18 protein-coding genes, 1 tRNA gene and 1 pseudogene are annotated in these 18,419 nt (G+C 63.0%); 10 read left to right on the top strand and 10 right to left on the bottom strand.

Annotated elements, in window-relative coordinates; all coding sequences use genetic code 11:
* The first annotated feature begins 201 nt into the window (after window positions 1-201).
* A complete protein-coding gene (locus AAFM29_RS10760) occupies window positions 202-1,383 on the top strand; it encodes a sugar-transfer associated ATP-grasp domain-containing protein (protein ID WP_341712816.1) in 1,182 nt (393 codons plus the stop codon).
* Window positions 1,384-1,469: 86 nt separating this feature from the next.
* Here the strand turns inward: AAFM29_RS10760 and AAFM29_RS10755 are convergent, their stop codons facing one another.
* On the bottom strand, window positions 1,470-2,066 hold the full coding sequence (locus tag AAFM29_RS10755; protein WP_341712802.1) for a TetR/AcrR family transcriptional regulator: 597 nt from the start codon (window positions 2,064-2,066) through the stop codon (window positions 1,470-1,472).
* A 102-nt stretch (window positions 2,067-2,168) separates the two neighbouring features.
* Between AAFM29_RS10755 and AAFM29_RS10750 the strand changes: the two genes are divergently transcribed.
* Complete coding sequence (locus tag AAFM29_RS10750; protein WP_341712801.1) at window positions 2,169-2,861, top strand: peroxiredoxin-like family protein; 693 nt, start codon at window positions 2,169-2,171, stop codon at window positions 2,859-2,861.
* Between the two features lie 112 nt (window positions 2,862-2,973).
* On the opposite strand, the gene AAFM29_RS10745 is transcribed toward AAFM29_RS10750, so the two are convergent.
* A tRNA-Lys gene (locus AAFM29_RS10745) sits at window positions 2,974-3,049 on the bottom strand.
* Window positions 3,050-3,174: 125 nt separating this feature from the next.
* Between AAFM29_RS10745 and AAFM29_RS10740 the strand changes: the two genes are divergently transcribed.
* Window positions 3,175-3,750 (top strand): putative colanic acid biosynthesis acetyltransferase, encoded by a 576-nt coding sequence (locus AAFM29_RS10740; RefSeq protein ID WP_341712800.1) that lies wholly within the window; start codon window positions 3,175-3,177, stop codon window positions 3,748-3,750.
* Here AAFM29_RS10740 and folK read toward each other — a convergent pair.
* Genes folK through AAFM29_RS10725 form a run of 3 tightly spaced genes read right to left on the bottom strand, consistent with a single transcriptional unit; the run spans window position 3,716 to window position 6,046 of the window.
* Window positions 3,716-4,189, bottom strand: a complete 474-nt coding sequence (gene folK / locus AAFM29_RS10735; RefSeq protein WP_341712799.1) for a 2-amino-4-hydroxy-6-hydroxymethyldihydropteridine diphosphokinase — start codon at window positions 4,187-4,189, stop codon at window positions 3,716-3,718. The two genes, AAFM29_RS10740 and folK, sit on opposite strands and share 35 nt — an antisense overlap.
* 50 nt (window positions 4,190-4,239) lie before the next feature.
* The gene (aguB, locus tag AAFM29_RS10730) at window positions 4,240-5,115 is read right to left on the bottom strand and encodes an N-carbamoylputrescine amidase (protein ID WP_341712798.1); all 876 of its coding nucleotides are present in this window, start codon (window positions 5,113-5,115) and stop codon (window positions 4,240-4,242) included.
* Window positions 5,116-5,155: 40 nt separating this feature from the next.
* Window positions 5,156-6,046, bottom strand: a complete 891-nt coding sequence (locus AAFM29_RS10725; RefSeq protein ID WP_341712797.1) for a hypothetical protein — start codon at window positions 6,044-6,046, stop codon at window positions 5,156-5,158.
* A 103-nt stretch (window positions 6,047-6,149) separates the two neighbouring features.
* Between AAFM29_RS10725 and msrA the strand changes: the two genes are divergently transcribed.
* The 3 genes from msrA (at window position 6,150) to AAFM29_RS10710 (ending at window position 8,650) form a co-directional block, all read left to right on the top strand.
* Complete coding sequence (gene msrA, locus AAFM29_RS10720) at window positions 6,150-6,680, top strand: peptide-methionine (S)-S-oxide reductase MsrA (RefSeq protein WP_341712815.1); 531 nt, start codon at window positions 6,150-6,152, stop codon at window positions 6,678-6,680.
* A 245-nt stretch (window positions 6,681-6,925) separates the two neighbouring features.
* Entirely contained in the window at window positions 6,926-7,753 is an 828-nt protein-coding gene (locus AAFM29_RS10715) for a hypothetical protein (protein ID WP_341712796.1), read from the top strand.
* A 75-nt stretch (window positions 7,754-7,828) separates the two neighbouring features.
* A complete protein-coding gene (locus AAFM29_RS10710) occupies window positions 7,829-8,650 on the top strand; it encodes a hypothetical protein (protein ID WP_341712795.1) in 822 nt (273 codons plus the stop codon).
* On the opposite strand, the gene AAFM29_RS10705 is transcribed toward AAFM29_RS10710, so the two are convergent.
* Window positions 8,651-9,889, bottom strand: coding sequence for an RsmB/NOP family class I SAM-dependent RNA methyltransferase (locus AAFM29_RS10705; RefSeq protein WP_341712794.1), 1,239 nt, complete (start codon window positions 9,887-9,889; stop codon window positions 8,651-8,653).
* A gap of 55 nt (window positions 9,890-9,944) precedes the next feature.
* Between AAFM29_RS10705 and AAFM29_RS10700 the strand changes: the two genes are divergently transcribed.
* A complete protein-coding gene (locus tag AAFM29_RS10700; RefSeq protein WP_341712793.1) occupies window positions 9,945-10,103 on the top strand; it encodes a DUF1674 domain-containing protein in 159 nt (52 codons plus the stop codon).
* A 39-nt stretch (window positions 10,104-10,142) separates the two neighbouring features.
* Here AAFM29_RS10700 and AAFM29_RS10695 read toward each other — a convergent pair whose 3' ends face one another.
* From AAFM29_RS10695 to AAFM29_RS10680, 4 genes are read right to left on the bottom strand one after another with little or no spacing between them, the layout of a single operon-like run.
* On the bottom strand, window positions 10,143-11,546 hold the full coding sequence (locus tag AAFM29_RS10695; protein ID WP_341712792.1) for a cytochrome P450: 1,404 nt from the start codon (window positions 11,544-11,546) through the stop codon (window positions 10,143-10,145).
* Window positions 11,547-11,584: 38 nt separating this feature from the next.
* A complete protein-coding gene (hemH, locus tag AAFM29_RS10690; RefSeq protein WP_341712791.1) occupies window positions 11,585-12,613 on the bottom strand; it encodes a ferrochelatase in 1,029 nt (342 codons plus the stop codon).
* On the bottom strand, window positions 12,610-14,907 hold the full coding sequence (locus AAFM29_RS10685) for a molybdopterin cofactor-binding domain-containing protein (RefSeq protein ID WP_341712790.1): 2,298 nt from the start codon (window positions 14,905-14,907) through the stop codon (window positions 12,610-12,612). Before AAFM29_RS10685 ends, hemH begins: the two co-directional genes overlap by 4 nt.
* Window positions 14,886-15,848, bottom strand: a complete 963-nt coding sequence (locus AAFM29_RS10680) for an Mrp/NBP35 family ATP-binding protein (protein ID WP_341712789.1) — start codon at window positions 15,846-15,848, stop codon at window positions 14,886-14,888. The genes AAFM29_RS10685 and AAFM29_RS10680 overlap by 22 nt, the downstream gene beginning before the upstream one ends.
* Window positions 15,849-15,965: 117 nt before the next feature.
* On the opposite strand from AAFM29_RS10680, the gene AAFM29_RS10675 reads away from it, so the two are divergent.
* The 3 genes and pseudogenes from AAFM29_RS10675 to AAFM29_RS10665 form a co-directional block, all read left to right on the top strand.
* Complete coding sequence (locus AAFM29_RS10675; protein WP_341712788.1) at window positions 15,966-17,087, top strand: protease modulator HflK; 1,122 nt, start codon at window positions 15,966-15,968, stop codon at window positions 17,085-17,087.
* Between the two features lies 1 nt (window position 17,088).
* On the top strand, window positions 17,089-17,925 hold the full coding sequence (locus AAFM29_RS10670; protein ID WP_341712787.1) for a protease modulator HflC: 837 nt from the start codon (window positions 17,089-17,091) through the stop codon (window positions 17,923-17,925).
* Between the two features lie 143 nt (window positions 17,926-18,068).
* Window positions 18,069-18,419: pseudogene (locus AAFM29_RS10665) on the top strand (protease); the annotation flags it as partial.

Raw genomic sequence — 18,419 nt, 5'->3', positions numbered from 1 at the left:
AGCGGTTGATGAGTGCAGCTGATTGCTCGATCGCCAGATAGGTCTTTCGTGCAAAACTCAATTCTGCAGGGTGACAATTGGTGGCGACCTAGCAACGAAGATTAACGAATTATTGGGATTGAGCATAGAAGGACTCGCTACAAGAAAAACAGTCACTTGAAATAGTTCAAATTTATCACTTCCAAGGGTCGCAGATTGGATATGATTAGTAGATTTTATGATTACCTAAGATTTAATTTTTCAATTTTTCCTGGAATTAGACAACATAGTGCAGCAGAATTTCTAAGTGAATATTACGAGTTCAGAAAATCAAATCAAGGATTGATCGATGCAATATTGAATTCGATCGTTTTCCTATTTTTCTGTATTTATGTTCGACTTCGTTCGCGCCAAGTTTCCGGACACTGGTTGAAAAATGATCGATGGCGTCGCTGGTCAGCGAAGGTCGGGATTCGCCATTTCACGGATCCCAATGACCTGGCGATGTTCGATATTACATCGCGCAAGCAGCTTTCTGATCTCTATCGCCGGTTCGAACACATCGGTTGCGGTCGGTTCATCGACGACAAGATGGCGACTGACCCGACCTTGTTTCACGACAAGTTTGCGTTTGCACGATTCTGTCAGCAGCACAGCATACCCCACCCGAAAGTCTTTGCGCACATTCACGATGGCAAGCTCGATTCATTCCAACGCTTCGACGATCAGCAAGTACTGATTGCCAAACCCACCTATGGCACTGGCGGCAATGGCGTATTCGAGGTCAACCTCGAAGAGGCAGCACTTCTTGGCGACGATGGCTTGAGGCGCTTCATTGGACGAATAATTGACGACCCTGCCAGGCCCTACATCCTCCAGGAAAGAATCTATCCCAGCCCTGACGTGGCCGAACTGGCGATCGACAGCTTGCCGACTGCCAGGGTTACGACCATGCTCAACGAACAAGGCGAACCGGAAATTGTAACTTCCGTGATGCGCTTTGCCTCTGTCCCAGGATCGGTAGCCGACAACGCCCACCTGGGCGGACTGATGGCCGCAATCGACGTCGACAGCGGCGAACTTTCAGCGGCAAAATACAGATCGCGCCAAGGCGAGTTTCCTGTCCATCCGTTCAATTCCACCCAAATCAAAGGAAAGGTCCTGGAGCGCTGGGCGGAAATCAAGGAAACGGCGCTGCAGGCGCACCGAAATTTCCTCGATTCCTTCATCCAGATTGGATGGGATATCGGCCTTGCCGAGCAACCAGTGGTTCTCGAAATAAACGCGCGCCCCGATCTCGCTCTCGCACAGCGGGCTTCGGATACACTGATCGGCGGCACCCGCTATGGTGACTTGATAGCGCACCATGTTTCGAGGCGGATATCGGAACTGCAGGCAACGTAAGTCCCGTTCCCGCAAATCCGATCGACAATCCAGCGGAGTCGGATTTGCGGGAGGAGCAGTCATTCGCGGTAGTAGATCGGGCGGGTTCATGCGTCCGGTCTGCCGAGGCCCAGGCCCGCAAGCGTCAGCCTGGCCGCATGCCATAGTTCGGCTTCGCTCTTTCCCGTCTTGGCGAGGACATTGAGGCCGAGCATCAGCGTCTGAAGCGATAGCGCCAAGTCGCGGCTATCCTTATCGGCTGGAATTTCTCCATTTGCCTTGGCCATCTCAACCAGTTCGACCAGCCGTTCGATCGAGCCGTCGATCCTGAAGCCAGCTTCAGCCCCCAGGGGGTCGTCGGTCGGCACACGGTCGCAGACAAGATTGACAACCAGGCACCCACGCCGCTCGGGGTCGGTCCCGCGATCGTGGCAGATCTGGCGGATGACGCGCCCGATCACGGGGACGACATCGCCCTCTATCGCTTCATACAGCGGCCGATCGGGGCTGTGCTTGCCATATTCGCGGATCAGTTCCCCGATGAAATCCTCGCGCGAACCGAAGGCATTGTAGAAGCTCGAGCGGGTCATATCGAGCTGCTCAGCAAGGTGCTTCACCGATGATCGCTCGACACCATCCCGCCAGACGAGATCGAGCGCTGCTGCCACCACTTCGTCCCGATCGAATTTTGCAGGTCGTGCCACGTCTCGCTCCAGATTATTTTTGTACAGCTATGGACATAATAGCTGAGCGACAGTTATGTACATGGATGGCCAATATCCCCTGGTCAAGTCGAAGGATACTCTATGACAACCCTCAACACCCAGATTCGTTCACTCATCCAGTCGTTTCGCGACAACCTCCCTGACGAGCTGAACACGCTCCTCGAGCAAGGGGCGGGCGAGATCAGCGCGCTCGATATCGTCGAACGCGCACTCAAGGTCGGCGACAAGGTCACCAATTTCGACCTGCCCAAGTATGGCGGCGGCAACGGTACGCTCACAGATTACCTTGCCAAGGGTCCGCTGGTGATCACATTCTACCGCGGCGTATGGTGCCCCTATTGCAACCTGCAGCTCAAGGAATACAACGAGCGCCTGGCCGAAATCACCGATCGCGGCGCCACTTTGGTGGCGGTCACGCCCGAAAAGCCCGGTGCACTCGAACTGCTGCGCGAAGGCGGCGCATCGGATCAGCTTCTCGAGGGAGCGGTCACCGGGGTGAAGTTCGACGTATTGCACGACGCCGAAAACAGCGTTGCCGAACAGTTCGGCCTCATGTTCGAATTGCCGGAAAGCCACCGCATTGCGTTGGCGCAGTTCGGCGTTCGCGTCGAAGAATTGACCGGCGATGGCGGTTTCACCTTCGCCGATCCCGCAACCTATATCGTGGGCCGCGATGGGGTCATCGCCTATGCCTTCGTCCCCAATAACTACCGCAAGCGCGCCGAAGTCGATGCGATCACTGCGGCGCTCGATGCTCTTTCGGTAGAAAGCTGACTCAAGCAACGTGGGCGCGCCACCCCTCGGGCGCGCCCGCGCCTTATCCAAGCCCGCAGGCAATCGCGACAGTTGGCCAAGGCGACGGCGGATCAAGTTGTCGGAAAATAGGTGGTGAGCCCTGCTGGGTTCGAACCAGCGACCTACTGATTAAAAGTCAGTTGCTCTACCGACTGAGCTAAGGGCCCCAACCGTGTGTGGCTGGCACGCAGGGGCACCTAGGGATGGCTTGGGGCAGGGTCAAGCGGGGCATGGTTGTTTGATGGCATTTCCGGCGATACCAGTGGCGTTGAACGCCAAGGAAACGGGACGCATGGCAAGGCCACTTGACGCTAGGCAGGCACGGAGCCGGACAGGTGGTCCGTCGTTCCCGCTTGGCAACCGGCTGATACGCGTCCTGTGGCAGGCCAGCTGGCTGATCCTGGCGCGCTGGACGCCACCACCACTCCATCGCTGGCGGGGTTTGTTGCTCCGGCTGTTTGGCGCGCGCCTCGGCCGGGGATGCCGGGTCCATGCCAGCGTCCGCATATGGCTCCCCTCACAGCTTGAGCTGGGCGACGATGTGCTGATTGGCCCGGAAGTCGTGCTCTACAATCAGGGCCACATTGCCATTGGCAGCGACAGCGTGATCTCGCAGCGAGCGCACCTCTGCGCGAGCACTCACGATATTGAGGATCCGGACTTTCAGCTGCTGCTTCGTCCGATCGCGCTGGGCAGGCGATGCTGGGTCGCAGCCGAAGCTTTCGTGGGACCGGGCGTCACCATGGGCGACGGGGCCGTGCTGGGAGCCCGCGGTGCGCTGTTCACCGATGCCGATTCCTGGACCGTCTATCGGGGGAACCCTGCTACCGAATTCAAGCCGCGCGCGCTGCGAGCTGGCGTAGCGTAAGCCCGCTTAGCGGGTCGCGCCATGCAGGGGCGATTTGCGCGGCAGGAGCCAAGACAAAGCTCCGCTCGCGAAAATGCGGGTGCGGCACCACCAGGCCCGGAGAGATCCAGATCCCGCCGTCCCAGGCCACGATATCGAGATCTAGCGGGCGAGCGCGCCAGCGTTGCCCGCGCCTGTTCCTGCCGAATGCTCGTTCGATCTGCTGCAACCGGCTGAGAAGTTCCGGTGGAGCGAGGTTCGTTGCCACGACCGCTGCCGCATTGGCGAATCTTCGCTGCGAAGGCCCAATAGCGGCGCTGTCGATGATGCGCGAGACCGCCGCCAGACTGAGCCCCTCTTGTTCGAGCGCGACCAGGGCCGCTGCAATTACGGCCCGCGGTCCACCGATGCCCGGCACCCGCATATTGGAGCCTAGCCCCAGGACGTAGGAATGGCTCACGAGTGCTTGCCCCCTGGTCCGGTACCGGCCCTGCCTGCCAACACGGTGCCTTAGATATCCTCGCTGATCCGGCCGTAGAGCTGCGGTCGGCGGTCACGGAAGAAGCCCATCCCCGCGCGGTGCGTTGCCGCGCGGACAAGGTCGAGCGTCGCGATCAACACGCCGCTTTCCCCGGCGCCGAATTCCGCCACCAGGTCGCCCCATTCATCGCTGATGAAGCTGTGGCCGTAGAAGCTCTGCGCGCGATCCTCCGGCCCCTCATGGCCGATACGGTTGGCGGCGCAGACCGGCATGCAGTTGGATACTGCATGGCCGATCATCGCGCGGCGCCACATGCGGCTGGTATCGAGATCTGCGTCATAGGGCTCCGATCCGATTGCGGTCGGGTAAAGCAGGACCTCGGCCCCCTTGAGCGCCATCACCCGCGCACATTCGGGATACCATTGGTCCCAGCAGATACCCACGCCGATCCGGACACTGCCGCCGGTACAAGGGATATCCCACACCTTGAACCCGTCATTGCCCGGGCGGAAATAGAACTTCTCTTCATAACCCGGGCCATCGGGAATGTGGCTCTTGCGATAGGTTCCCATGATCGATCCGTCGGGGCCGATCATCGCCAGCGTGTTGTAATAGTGATGCCCGTCGCGCTCGAAGAAACTGGTCGGGATCGCCACCCCCAGCTTCTTCGCCAGCCCCTGCATCGCCAGCACGCTGGGATGTTCTGCCGTCGGGCGCGCCAGGGCGAAAAGTGCCTCATCCTCGTCGCGGCAGAAATACTCGCCGGAGAACAGCTCTGGCGGCAGGATCAGCTGCGCGCCCTTGCCCGCGGCCTCTTCGACCAAGGCCGAAACGGCGGCGATATTCTCCGCTTCCGCGGCGCGGGCGAGCGGCAGTTGCAGGACGGCGACGGTCAGTTCTCTCATGGCCATGGCCCTAAAATGATGCCCGCCGCCTGTCCATCGCTCAGCGCTTGCGGAAGAGCAACGTCATACGGTCGCTTTCGCCGATCGCCTTGAGATCTTCCTTGCGTCCCGACCATGAGGGGGGAAGCTGCCACACCCCGCCTTCGTGATTGGCCGTATCGCTGGGATTGGCGTTGATTTCGCTGCGCCCGACCAGTTCGAAACCATGCGCCTCGACCAGCGCGATCACGTCGCTTTCGCGCATATAGCCGTTGTCGCCCAGCGTGTAATCGCCCGGCGCATCCGCCTTGGCACGATGCTGCACGATGCCGAGCATGCCGTCCGCCGCAAGCAGATCGCGCATCCGCGTGAGTTCGGCATAGAGCACTCCGGTGCGCAGCATGTTGTGCATTTCGCGGAAGATCAGCACGCGATCGACCTGGCCCTTGAGCTCGGCCGGGATTTCCTGCGACCCGAAGAGCGCCACGGGAGCACCCGCCAGCGACCAGCCGGCTACGCCTTGGCGGAATCGCCCGGGCATCCTGGAATAGAAATCGCTCCGATCGTCGCTATCGGCGGCGCGGGGATCCGGGGTCAGCCCGATATAGAGCCCCTTCGGCCCCAGATACGGCGCCAGGATGCGCGTGTACCAGCCGCCACCCGGAATGTAGTCGACCACCGTCATGCCCGGCTCGACCTGGAAGAAGGCCAGCGTTTCGGCCGGATGCCGCCAAACATCGCGTGCACGATCCTTGTCGCGGCGCGGCGCGGCGAGCACGCTTTCCAGCCGCTCGACTGCATCAGCCGAAGCTATCCCGTCATCGCTAGGCCCAAGAATTACATTGGGAATTTGGCCGGACGAGCCATGATCTGCATGGCTTGCCTGCGCGGCGGCCGGGGCCGTGGACGCGAGCAGAGCGGCGGCGAAACAGGAAGCGACCAGGTAACGCATTGATTCTCTCCATCGAATGGGTGGCGTGTCCTGCCCGCGACTCCAACGGATGACAAGGAGGAGCCCACTTCCTATTTGGCAGGCAAAGGAGACAAGCATGGCAATGCAACAGGCGATCGTCGCTGGTGGGTGCTTTTGGTGCACCGAGGCGGTGATGAAGGACGTGATCGGCGTTACCGAGGTAGAGAGTGGCTATATCGGCGGGACCAAGCCGCACCCGACCTACAAGGAAGTGTGCAGCGGCTCCACCGGTCATGCCGAAGGCGTCCGGGTGACCTTCGATGCCGATACCATCAGCCTTGCCGAAATCCTCGACGTATTCATGGGGACGCATGATCCGACCCAGCTCAACCGCCAGGGCAACGACGTCGGCACGCAATATCGCAGCGCGATCTTCCCGCTTGAAGGGCAACGCGAGGAAGCCGAGGCCGCCATCGCGCGCTGGAACGATGAGCATCCGGGCCAGAGCGCCGTCACCACCATCGAAGGTGGCGAATGGTATCCGGCCGAGGACTACCACCAGGAATATTGGGAGGGCGAAGGCCAGCGTAATCCCTATTGCCTGGCGGTAATTCCGCCCAAGCTGATGAAGCTGCGCAAGAGCTTCCAGAAATACCTCAAGGACGACGCCTGAACGCAGGCCCCTCCTACAAAACGACGAGCCGCCGGATCGCGATCCGGCGGCTTTTTCGTGACCGCAACCGCTGATTCGGGGCGTTAGTTGATCAAACCCATCCGGGGCCTCCCCGTTCAGGAACGGCAAGCCCCGATAAAGCGCGGAAAACGATAAGAAAGACCCGTCATGACGGTATCGGGCGGGAGCGGTGTAGGAAAGAGCAAGCGTTGCGGCGGGCCCGAAGCTCTGTAATTCTCCCGCCCATGCCCGGCGCGCGCTCCAAGGCCTTCACCAGCAACCATGTCGTCCACGCCGACGGCAGTGTGGACTTCGCCTGTTCGCAGGACGACCGGCTGTGGCCGTGGTCGACGCTCGATCCGCATCATCCGGGGGCGATCCAGGCGCTGAGCTATTGGGTCAGCGTCGAAAGCGCGATGGCACTTGGCAAGTGGGACCCGGACAAATGGTCGGCCCTGACCTGGACCCGATGGCAATGCGGCGATCCCGGTGTGGGGCGACTGGCCGGCGGCACCTACACGCGCAGCACAATCGACGGGAAAGAGAGCTTCTCGATCTACCTGCGCGACGCGGCTGGCCGCGACATCTGCCGCCTCGATGGTCGCGGCGTGGTGTTCCGCACGCGCGATTTCGAGAAATGGCGCAAGCCGGACAAGCAAGCGGCTCCCAAGGCACTCTCGGACAGCTTCGCCTATGCCAGCGACGCCCTGCTAGGCCTGGCGCCGGGCGAGCGGCCATTCCTGTCGCCGCTGCACGGGGACAGCGCGACCGCGCTGATCGATGCGGCCAATGGCATGCCTCCCGGCCACCCCTGGCTCGACGGATCGGGCGATCATGTGAACTCCGCCCATCTGGCCGAGGTCGCGCGGCAGTTCACCAGCCTGCTACGCGGCGGCCAGCCATTCCGCGTCACCGGCGCCGAAATGCGCTTCGACCACTATGTCGAGCTGGGCAGCCCATTCGAGGTCGAGCGGGTCGACAGTAATGGCGGGGCGGTCACCATGCAGGTGCGCCAGGCAGGGCGCGACTGCACCCGGATCACTTACCATCTGCAGGACCTGGCCAGCGCCTAATTCCATTGCTTGTCACCCTGTGGTAAGCGCGGTGACGCCAGCAAATGTGGTCGCGGTGAATGAGGGGGGATACTCATGCCGTACCGCTACGCGCATTATTTCGTCGGTTTCGTTCTCGCAGTAACAGTGGCCGGATTCTGGGCGAGCTATTTCGTGCCGACTGCCCCGATGCCGCTGGCCTTCCACATCCACGCGATCACCGCCATGACATGGCTGGCATTCCTGATCGTCCAGAGCGTGGCCATCCACCGCCGCAAGAACGCGTTCCACAAGACGCTGGGTCAGGCGAGTTTCATTCTCTTCCCATTGTTGATGCTGGGCTTCGTCTCGATCATCAACTTCTCGGCATCGCGATACGTCGCAGCCGAAAACGACTTCATCATGGTTCTCGGCCCGGCCTTCGGCATCGGGATGGTCATTGCCTTGGCGGCCTATCTGGTGCTGTTCTATAACGCACTGAAGAACCGCCGGAATGTCCGGCTGCATGCGGGATACATGCTGGCTACCCCGCTGATCCTGTTCGAATCCCCCTTCAGCCGGGTCATCGACCGGTTCCTGCCCTGGCTGAACGTTATCGGCACTGAGGGACCAAGGGCCGTTCTGGATACGATCGTGGTCAGCGATGTGCTGGTCGCTTGCTTTGCCCTTGCCCTTTACTTTCGCGATCGCAAGCACGGCACCCCATGGCTGGTCGCGATCGGTTTCGTGCTGTTGCAGGCAGTGGTCATGTGGTTCGCACCGGACATGGCATTCCTCGGCCCGATGTTCGACGCCTATGGGCAGATCCCCGGCAATCTCACCATGGCGGCCGGCGCGTTTGCCGGGGTTGTCGTGACCTATCTGGGGTGGACCGCAGGATCGCTTCCTAAGGAGAAAGTGGCTGTGAGCCGGGCTTGATCAACCGGGCAATCGCCACCGAGCCACGAAGAAGCCATCGAGACCGCCTGCATCGGCGAGCATGCCGGGATCGGTGCGCAGCCAGCCCTCACCGCTAGGGGCAAGGCCTTGCGGCAACTCGCTGGCTGCAATCGGCGTGGGTTCCAGTGCAACCGCCTTCACCTGCTCTTCACCCTCCTCGCGCTCGAGCGAGCAGGTGGCATAGACCAGCACCCCGCCGGGTTTGAGCCAGCCCTGCGCCCGTTCGAGGAGCGCGGCCTGCAGTTCGGCCATCTCCTCAATCTGTCGCGCACCAATGCGGTGCAGCACGTCGGGGTGGCGGCGTGCGGTACCGGTCGCGGTGCAGGGCGCATCGAGCAGGATCGCATCGAAGCGGTGCTTCGGCTCCCAGTCTAGCGCGTCGGCGCGGACGATCCCCGCTTTCAGCCCGGTGCGCTTGAGGTTCTCACGCAGGAGTTCGAGCCGTCGCTTGGAGATATCGAGCGCGGTAACATTCCAGCCCTGGGCAGCGAGTTGCAGCGTCTTGCCGCCCGGTGCCGCGCACAGATCGAGCACGTGACGCCCCTCACCCTGCCCAAGCAGGCGAGCGGGCAGCGATGCGGCGAGGTCCTGCACCCACCACGCACCTTCGCCAAAGCCCGGCAGTTTCTCGACATTGGCACCACGCGGCAGGCGCAGGTGGCCGGGCATCAGGCTGTCGGCGGACAGCTGGTTGGCCCAATGCGCCGTTTCCGCCGGATCACGCAGCGTAAGGTCCAACGGAGGCGGTTCTGCCAGGCCAGCGGCGATGGCAGGAGCTCGCTCGCCCCAGCGAACAACGACTTCGGCGGGCAAGGTCGGTACAGCGGGTAGCCGCGCCTCACGCTTGGTCAGCGTGGAGAAGACGCCGTGCGCCAGTCGGCGCGGGCCGCCCGAAAGCAGGTCCAACCCGGTCGCCACCACCGCATGCGGAGGGGTGTCCAGCCGCAGCCACTGCGCCAGCATCAGCCGCAGCACCATGCGCGGCTTGGCATCGTCGGGCAGGTTGTTCTTGGTCGCACTGTCGATCAGCGCATCGAGGTCGGTCAGCCAGCGGAGCGTCTCGCCCGCGATGGCCCGGACGAGCGCCTTGTCCTCGAACTTGCGCACGTCCTTGGTCGCGGCGGCAAAGGCGATGTCCATGGTCTCGCCCCGGCGCAATACCGCGTCGAGCAGGCGGAGCGCGGCGCGGCGCGCGTGGATACCGGTGGGCTGGGCCATGCGCGCGCCCCTACCCCTACTTGCGCAATGCCGCCAGCGGCATCATCTTGCGGAGATGGAAAAGCGCGCAATCAAGCGGCCAGAGGGCTTCGCCAAGCCGGCCCACTGGACCAACGACCCACCGCCCAAGCCTGCCGAGGCCAAGGTCGACGAGGAATTGAGCCCGACCCGTTACGGCGATTGGGTCAAGGACGGCATCGCCATCGATTTCTGAGGGACGGGATGCCGGACCGACGAAGGTCGATGCGGTATCCTACAGCGGCTTCAGCACGATCTTCAGGCCGTCCCGCGGCTTGGGGATAGGCCAGGCCTGCCATGATGGATCCCCGCCCTCCAGCGCGATCTCATAGCGCGGGAGCAGTTGGGCCATGAGGATCTTCACCTGCATGTAGGCGAAGTGGAGGCCCAGGCACATGTGCGCACCGCCACCGAAGGGAACCCAGGCATATTTGTGCCGCGCCTTCACCTTGTCCGGCGTGAAACGCATCGGGTCGAAGGTGTAGGGATCGTCCCAGATCTCGGGATCGTGATGCACGTAATGCGTGTTGATCCCGACATGCGCGCCGGCGGGGATACGATAGCCGCCGAACTCGAAGCTCTTGAGCGCGCGACGCGGCATCGAAGGCACCGGCGGAACCATCCGCAACGCTTCCTTGAACGCCATCTCCACGAGGTCGAGCTTGCCGAGATCGTCATAGGACAGATCGCGCGGGCGACCGTCTGCATCGGGCCCGCCGGTCACCGCCAGCACTTCCTGCCGCAGCTTTTCCTGCCATTCGGGGTTCTTGGCGAGCAGCCAGACCAGCGAGGTGGCGGAAGAGGTGATGGTGTCATGCGCCGCCATCATCAGGAAGTTCATGTGATCGACCACCTCGTCGACCGCCATCAGCGAGCCGTCTTCATGGGTGGCGGTGGCGAACTGGCTGAACATGTCCTGCCCGCCGCCTTCCTTGCGGCGGCGATGGGTTTCGGCGGTGAAATATTCGACCAGGAATTTGCGCCCGTCCACGCCCTTCTTCATCTGGGTGAAGGGCAGCGGCGCGCGGATCGGTGCGACGCTGGCCTGGACCATATCGACGAAGGCCTGGTTGATCTTGTCGGCCTCGGGCCCCCAGGGAATGCCGATGAAGCTATCCGCCGCAAGATCGAGCGTCAGCTCCTTGATCGCGGGATAGAAGCGCATGCTGCCGGCGCCCCATTCCTCGACCCGCTTGGCGATGCCGCGATTGAGCGCGCCCGCATAGTGGCGCATCGGTTCGGGCTTGAAGGCGATCGACAGTGCCCGGCGATCGGCGCGATGATGGTCGAAATCCATCAGCATCAGCCCGCGCGGGAAGACCTTGTCGAGGATCGGGCCCCAGCCCTGTTCATTGGAAAAGATCTTGTTGCGGTCGAACAGCACCAGCTCGTTCGCGTCGGCCCCGATCAGGCCGATATTCCAGCCGCCAAAGGCACGGTTCTTGTACACCCGCCCATATTTCGCCACCGCAGCGCTGACAAAGGCATGCGGATCGGCGAGCATCTTGAAGGTATTGCCGATCACGGGCCAGCCGCCCTCGCCCGGGATATGGGCCAGTTCGGCGTCGCTGGGATTGCCTTCGGTCCAGTGCTTCGGCGGGGCAGCCTCGGTGGTCTGATGGGGGGCTAGGGTGGCCACAAGTCTCTCCTGACAACTTACCCTAGTGTAAGTAATCGCTATTCGTTAATCCACCCTGACAGTTCGCGGCGGAGCATTTTTTCCAGCATGGCGACCCCTGCATCCGACGTATTGAGGCAGGATAGCGCGGCAAAATGCTCGCCTCCGGCCTCGAGAAACGCGTCCCGACCCTCCATCGCCACTTCCTCCAGGGTCTCGAGGCAGTCCGCAGCAAAACCGGGGCAGGCGACTGCGAGTCGCCTGGTCCCCCTGGCCGCTTCTTCAGCCAAGGTGGCATCGGTTGCCGGCTCGAGCCATTTCGCGCGACCGAACCGCGACTGGAAGGTTGTGCGAAAACGCAGGCCCGGCCGGGCCATTGCCGCTTCGAGCAGGCGCGCGGTCTTGAGGCACTGGCAATGATAGGGATCGCCAAGATGCAATGTCCGCTCTGGCATGCCGTGGAAGCTCAGCAGCAATGTCTCGGGCTCGAAGTCCAGCGCGTCGAGCTGGCGTGACAGGTCGGCGGCCAGCGCGTCGATATGCAGCGGATCGTCGTGATAGGCAGGAAGCGTGCGCAGCGCGGGTTGCCAACGCATTTTCCGCAGGCAATCCGCAGCCTTGTCCACAACCGTTGCAGTCGTCGCCGCGCTGTATTGCGGATAGAGCGGAGCCAGCAGGACCCGATCGCAGCCGGCCTCCAGCATAGCCTCCAACCGCTCGCCGATCGACGGCCTGCCATAGCGCATGGCCCAATCGACACGGACCTCATCGCCCAGCTGCGCCTGCATCGCTTCGGCTTGCTGGCGAGTGATCACCGCAAGCGGCGAACCCTCCGGCGTCCAGACCTTGGCATAGGCGGCCGCACTGCGCTTGGGACGCGTGGTCAGTATCGCCCCGCGCAGGATCGGCTGCCAGACGAGGTCGGGAATTTCGACCACGCGCTTGTCCGAAAGGAATTCGGCCAGGTAGCGCTTCACCGATGCCGGATCGGGCGCGTCGGGCGTGCCCAGGTTGACCAGCAACACCCCGATTTTTCCGGAGCCCACCGTCGGATGGTCAGGTGGAAGGCGTTGGTCACGCCAGGTCATAGGTCCTCCAGTGACAAGGGCAGGTGGCGGAAGCGCGAGCCCGTAGCAGAATAGAGCGCATTGGCGATCGCCGGGGGGGCGACTGCCACACCAAGTTCCCCGGGATCGAATGGTTCCGCATCGCTGGCGATGAATTCGACCACGATCTCTGGGCTGTCGGCCAGCGTCGGCAGCGACAAGCCGGAAAGGCGGTTAGGCACCGGCTTGCCCTGTTCATAGGCGATACTCGATCCGGCGGCGAGGCTTACCCCGAACAGCAGCCCGCCTTCGATCTGCTGGCGTGCGATATCGAGGTTGACGATGCGGCCGATATCGACCGCCGCGAAAAGCTTGCTCACCTTGAGGCCACCCTCGCCTAGCGAAGCTTGCGCCACACAGGCGATGCGCCCGCCGGTTTCGGTCGGACCCATACTGGCCATGGCTAGCCCCTGCCCGGTCCCGCGTCGCCCGCCGTCCCAATTGCCGAGCCGCGTGGCATGGCGCAGCACCTCGGCCATGCGCGGCATCTTGCCGAGCATTTCCATGCGGTAGAGGAAAGGATCGCGTCCTGCCTTTTCCGCCAGTTCATCGATAAAACATTCGGTGAAGAAGGCACCATATGCGGCGGCATTGCCGCGCATCCGACCCGTGGGCAGCGCGATTTCGACCGGCAGGTGTTCAACCAGCACATTCTCGATGCCGTAGGGCGGGAAGGCGCCTGCGCAGGCCATCGCATCCGCTTCGCCCGAAGCCCGATCTATCGCCGCTTCCGGGGTAAGATTGTCGAACAGGCGGTGTCCGAATTCGCGAGCTGTTGCGGGCAAGGCCAACCTTGCCCGCCAGGCCGCTATCCGCCCACCAGTCGCCGGATAAAACGCCACCGAGAGTTCCGCCGTGACCGGGGTGCGCGGCGGTACCGACTGGAATTCCTGCGCACGCGGCCAGGTCAGTTGGACCGGGCGCCCGATCGCCTTGGCGATCTGCGCAACCTCGATAGCGTGCAGCTTTTCCAGCCGGGCATCGAAACTGCCACCCGCGGCGGTGGGATAGAGCACCACATCCGCTTCATCCAGACCGACCGCCCTGGCCGCCGCCCGTCGCGCCAGTTCGGGCGCCTGCGATGCGATCCACAATTCCAGTTTGCCGTCTTCGTAACGCGCGGTGGCGCTGGCCGTCTCGACCGTCGCATGGACAGCAGGGGCGACGACATAGCGCTGGGTCAGGTCGGGCCGGGCGAGCAACTCGTTCGCATCGCCCGTGGCGTAGACGGCTTCGGGTTCCACCTCCTCGAATGCGCTTCCCAGCGTTTCGAAGACAGCTGCGCTTTCAACCTGGCGACCACCGCCGAAGGTCGGTCTCATTGCCATCACCGCGCGTTCGGCAACCCACCAGCTCTGCGCCACCGCTGCAAGGTATCGCTTGGACTTCACCACACCGACCAGGCCGGGCATGCCCGATGCGGCGTCCGCATCGAAACGCATCAATGACGACCCACCATGCGGCGCATGCCGGATCGAAGCGTAGACCAGGCCGGGCAGGCGGATATCGGCCGCAAACAGGAAGCTGCCGTCGACCTTTGACGGCAGGTCCAGCCGCGGAAACGCCGGCTCGACCTCGGCTTCGCCCAGCACCGGCACTTCGGTGGCGGTCTCGACGCGCAGCGGTGGCGGATCCGGCGGGTCGTATGCGGCCGCCTCAACCACGAGTTCGCCAAAGCCCAACTGTTGGTCGCCGTGGCGGACAAGGCCGTTTTCGACCGAGCATTCCTCCCATGAAACGCCCCAGCGATCCGCCGCCGCCATCGCCAGCATGGCGCGCGCACCGGCAGCCGCTTCGCGAAGAGGTGTCTCATAGGCATCGAGCGAGAGCCCTTCGGCGGTAGCGATGAAGCGGTTCCGCCGGGCGAAACCTTCGGCAAGCCAGCTATCGGGTGCGCTGGAAAAGCTTGGCAGGTCCGACCACAGTTCCGCCCAACGCGCCGCCAGCGGCACATTGGCATAGAGCCCGCTTGGCGGGGCAGGTTCGACGCCGACCTGCCGCCAGTCCGCCCCAAGTTCGACCGCCACCACCTGCGCAAGGACCGTTGTCACGCCCTGCCCCATTTCGAGCTGCGGCACCGCCACGGTGATCACGCCGTCACGGCCAATGGTGATCCAGCCACCGAATTCGCGTTCGTTCGCGCCGGGTGCGAGCGGGCTGGCATAGTGGCGCGGCCACAGTGCCCAGGCGATGATGAGTCCACCGCCGGCGACGGCCCCGGCTACCAACTGGCGCCGGGTGACCGGAAGTTCGCTCAGCTGTTTGCGCCAATCCATGCGTCGAGCTTGTCGGCTATGGCGAGGAAGGGTTCAGCAATAGGGCCATCGGTCGCGGCCGGCGGATCGCCACGGTCGCTGCCCTGACGAATGGCGAGATCGAGCGGGATGCGCCCGAGAAACGGCAGCTCGAGATTGGCTGCGGTCGTTTCGACCCCGCCCTTGCCGAAGGGGTCGGACACTTCGCCGCAATGCGGGCAAGCATAGCCCGACATGTTTTCGACCAGCCCGATCACGGGCACGCCCGCCTGATCAAACAACTGCCCCGCACGCGCCGCGTCAATCAGCGCCAGGTCCTGAGGCGTCGAGACGATCACCGCGCCCGCCGGTTTGAACTTTTGCAGCATGGTCAGCTGGACGTCGCCGGTCCCCGGCGGCAGGTCCACCATCAGGATTTCCGCATCGTCCCAATGCGCATCGAGCAATTGGGTGAGCGCCCCCGCAGCCATCGGCCCTCGCCAGGCAATCGCGCGGCCCGGTTCCACCAATTGACCCATCGACAGCACGGGAACGCCGAAACGGCTCGCCACGGGAACCAGCTTTTCATCATGGGCGACCGGCTTTTGCCCCTGATTGCCCAGGATAATCGGTTGTGAGGGGCCATAGATGTCCGCGTCGACCAGCCCGACCTTGCGCCCCTTGCGTGCCAGCGCGATGGCCAGGTTCGCAGTCAGCGTGGACTTGCCTACCCCGCCCTTGCCACTGCCCACGGCGATGATCTTGCGCGTCTTGCGCTCCGCAGTCATGACCACGCGGACTTCATCGATCTCCTCGCGGCCGGACAGGATATCGGTGATCGCTTTTTCCAGATCGGCGCGCTCGCGTTCCGCCATGCCGCCAACATCGACCACAGCGATAGCGCGGCCTTTGGTGATGGTCAGGGAAGTTACACGCTCCGCAACCGCGGCGGGCAGCAAGGCTTTCGGGTCCGTCGAACTCATGGGCCCGGCTGCTGTAGCATCAAAAAGCGCCGTTCAACCCTGTTTTTCCCGGAAACCACACCTATAACGGAATGCATGAGAGTGATTGACGGGTTTCGGCAAAGGATCTGGCTGGGAATGGCGGGGAAAAAGAGCCCCTGGGGCGGTGGTTCCGGCAAGGGGCCGGAGGACGGCAACGAGCCATCCGGTGAAAAGGACGATTCAGGCCAGGACAAGCCCAAGGGGCCGCGCAATCCGTGGCTACCACCGGGTTCCGAGGATGGCGGACGTCGCGCACCCAATATCGAAGATATCTTCAAGAGCCGCGGACCCGAAGGTCCGCGCCGTGGCGGCGGACCGGGCGGCCCCAACTTCCGCCTACCCCCGCGCCCCGGCGGCAAGAGCTGGTTCCCGTTGGCCATTGCCGGCATAGTCGGTATTGGTCTGCTGACAACCAGCGTCCACCTGATCGGGCCGCAGGAAAAGGCGGTCGTCAAGACGCTCGGCAATTACACTCGCACCCTCGATTCAGGCATGCGTTTCTCGGCTCCTTTCCCGATCGAGACTGTCGATGTCGAGGACGTCACCGGTGTTCGCGTGGTTCGGATTCCGGAAACGGGGCAGAAGGCCAAGTTGATCCTGACTGGCGACCAGAACCTCGTCGACCTCAGTTACATCGTGCGTTGGAACATCAAGAGCCTCGAGAATTTCAAGTTCTCGCTCGCCGAGCCCGTCGAGACGGTCAATGAAGTCGCCGAAGCGGCGATGCGCGCATCAGTCGCGGAAAAGACGCTCGATCAGACATTCTCCGGTCAGGGCCGCGCCGAAATCGAACAGAGCGTCCGGCTGCGTATGCAACGCACGCTCGACGCCTATCGCTCGGGCATCCAGGTGCTCGGCGTGGAAATCGCCAAGGCCGACCCGCCAGGCGACGTAGTCGATTCTTTCCGCGACGTCTCCGTCGCGGAACAAAATGCGGATGCCGCCCGCAACCAGGCGAGCGGCTATGCGCAGCAGGTGATTGCCCAGGCACAGGGCGAGGCCGAGGCCTTCGACCAGGTCTATGAGCAATACCGCCTGGCGCCCGAAGTGACCCGTAAGCGTCTCTATTACGAAACCATGGAACGCGTACTCAGCAAGACCGACAAGACAATCGTAGAGACCCCCGGCGTGACGCCATACCTACCGCTGCCTGAATTGCGCAGGCGGGCTCAACAGGCCCAGCCGACCACCACCGTAACCGTGCAGGAGGGCCAGTAAGATGGGACGCATCTGGGAAGACCACCGCGCATCGGTGATCGCACTCGGGCTGGCACTGATCGGCTTTATGTTGAGCGCCTATATTGTGCCCGAAGAAGAACAGGTCGTCGTGATCGCGGCCGGTGAGCCGGTCCGCACCGTCAACACACCGAACGGCAAGACCGAGGCCGGCCTCTACCTTCGGATTCCGTTCTACGAGCGGGTCGCACGGATAGAGAAGCGCGTGCTCGACCTCGACATGACCGATGAAGAAGTCCTGTCGAACGATCAGCAGCGCCTCCTGGTCAATGCTTACGCGCGCTTCCGCATTTCCGACCCAATCCGCATGGTCGAGCGTGCGGGGACCACCGACGGTGTGCGCGTCGCACTCGAACCGATCCTCAATTCGGTACTTCGGCAGGAGCTTGGCCGACGAACCTTCTCGGCCATGCTCACCGCCGAACGGGGAACGGCGCTCGCCAATGTCCGCGACAATTTGAATCGCCAGGCGCGGCAATATGGAGCCGAGGTAATCGACGTTCAGATCAAGCGCACCGACCTGCCGGACGGAGCACCGCTGCAATCGGCTTTCCAGCGCATGGAAACCGATCGTGAACGCGAGGCGCGAACCATTCGCGCGCAGGGTGCGCGTGATGCCCGCATCATCCGCGCCGAAGCCGATGCGCAGGCGGCGAAGATCTACGCCGATAGCTTCGGCAAGGACCCAGGCTTCTACGATTTCTACCGCGCCATGCAGAGTTACGATGCGACCTTTGCACCAGAGAACGGCAACGCGAGCAGCAGCATCATCCTGTCGCCGGACAACGAATACCTGCGGCAGTTTCGCGGACGGCGTTGACGGTTCGTCGACCTGGCCGCAGGTCGTTCAAACGCGGTTAAGCGGGAAAGGCGAGAGGTCGCCTCCGTACCCATTCCGTGCCCCGGTGACAGAGTCGCCGTCGGTGCGCTGACAAGGAAGAGGACGACAAGGACGTGAAGCCCGTGCGATACGCATATTCCGTGACAAGTGCGCTCCTGCTGGGGGGCGCAGCCATTTCGCTCGCGACCGGCTACCCCGCCGGGGCGCAGGTCGCCCAGAACGACGATAGCCACATGTCCCGCGTGGTCCCGCGGGCCGGCGCTCCAGAAAGCTTTGCCGATCTGACCGCACAGTTGCAGCCGGCGGTGGTCAACATCTCCACCCGCCAGCGGATCGAGATTCCGCAGCAGGGCAACCCCTTCGCCGGAACGCCATTCGAAGGCCTGTTCGGCAATCGTGGGCAGCAGCAACAGCAGCCGCGCTACCAGGAAGGCCAGTCCCTCGGTTCGGGGTTCATCATCACGGCTGACGGC

It is taken from the genome of Erythrobacter sp., assembly GCF_038133525.1.
In the GTDB taxonomy this organism is placed as follows: Bacteria; Pseudomonadota; Alphaproteobacteria; order Sphingomonadales; family Sphingomonadaceae; genus Qipengyuania.
This window is presented reverse-complemented; position numbering and strand designations above follow the sequence as displayed.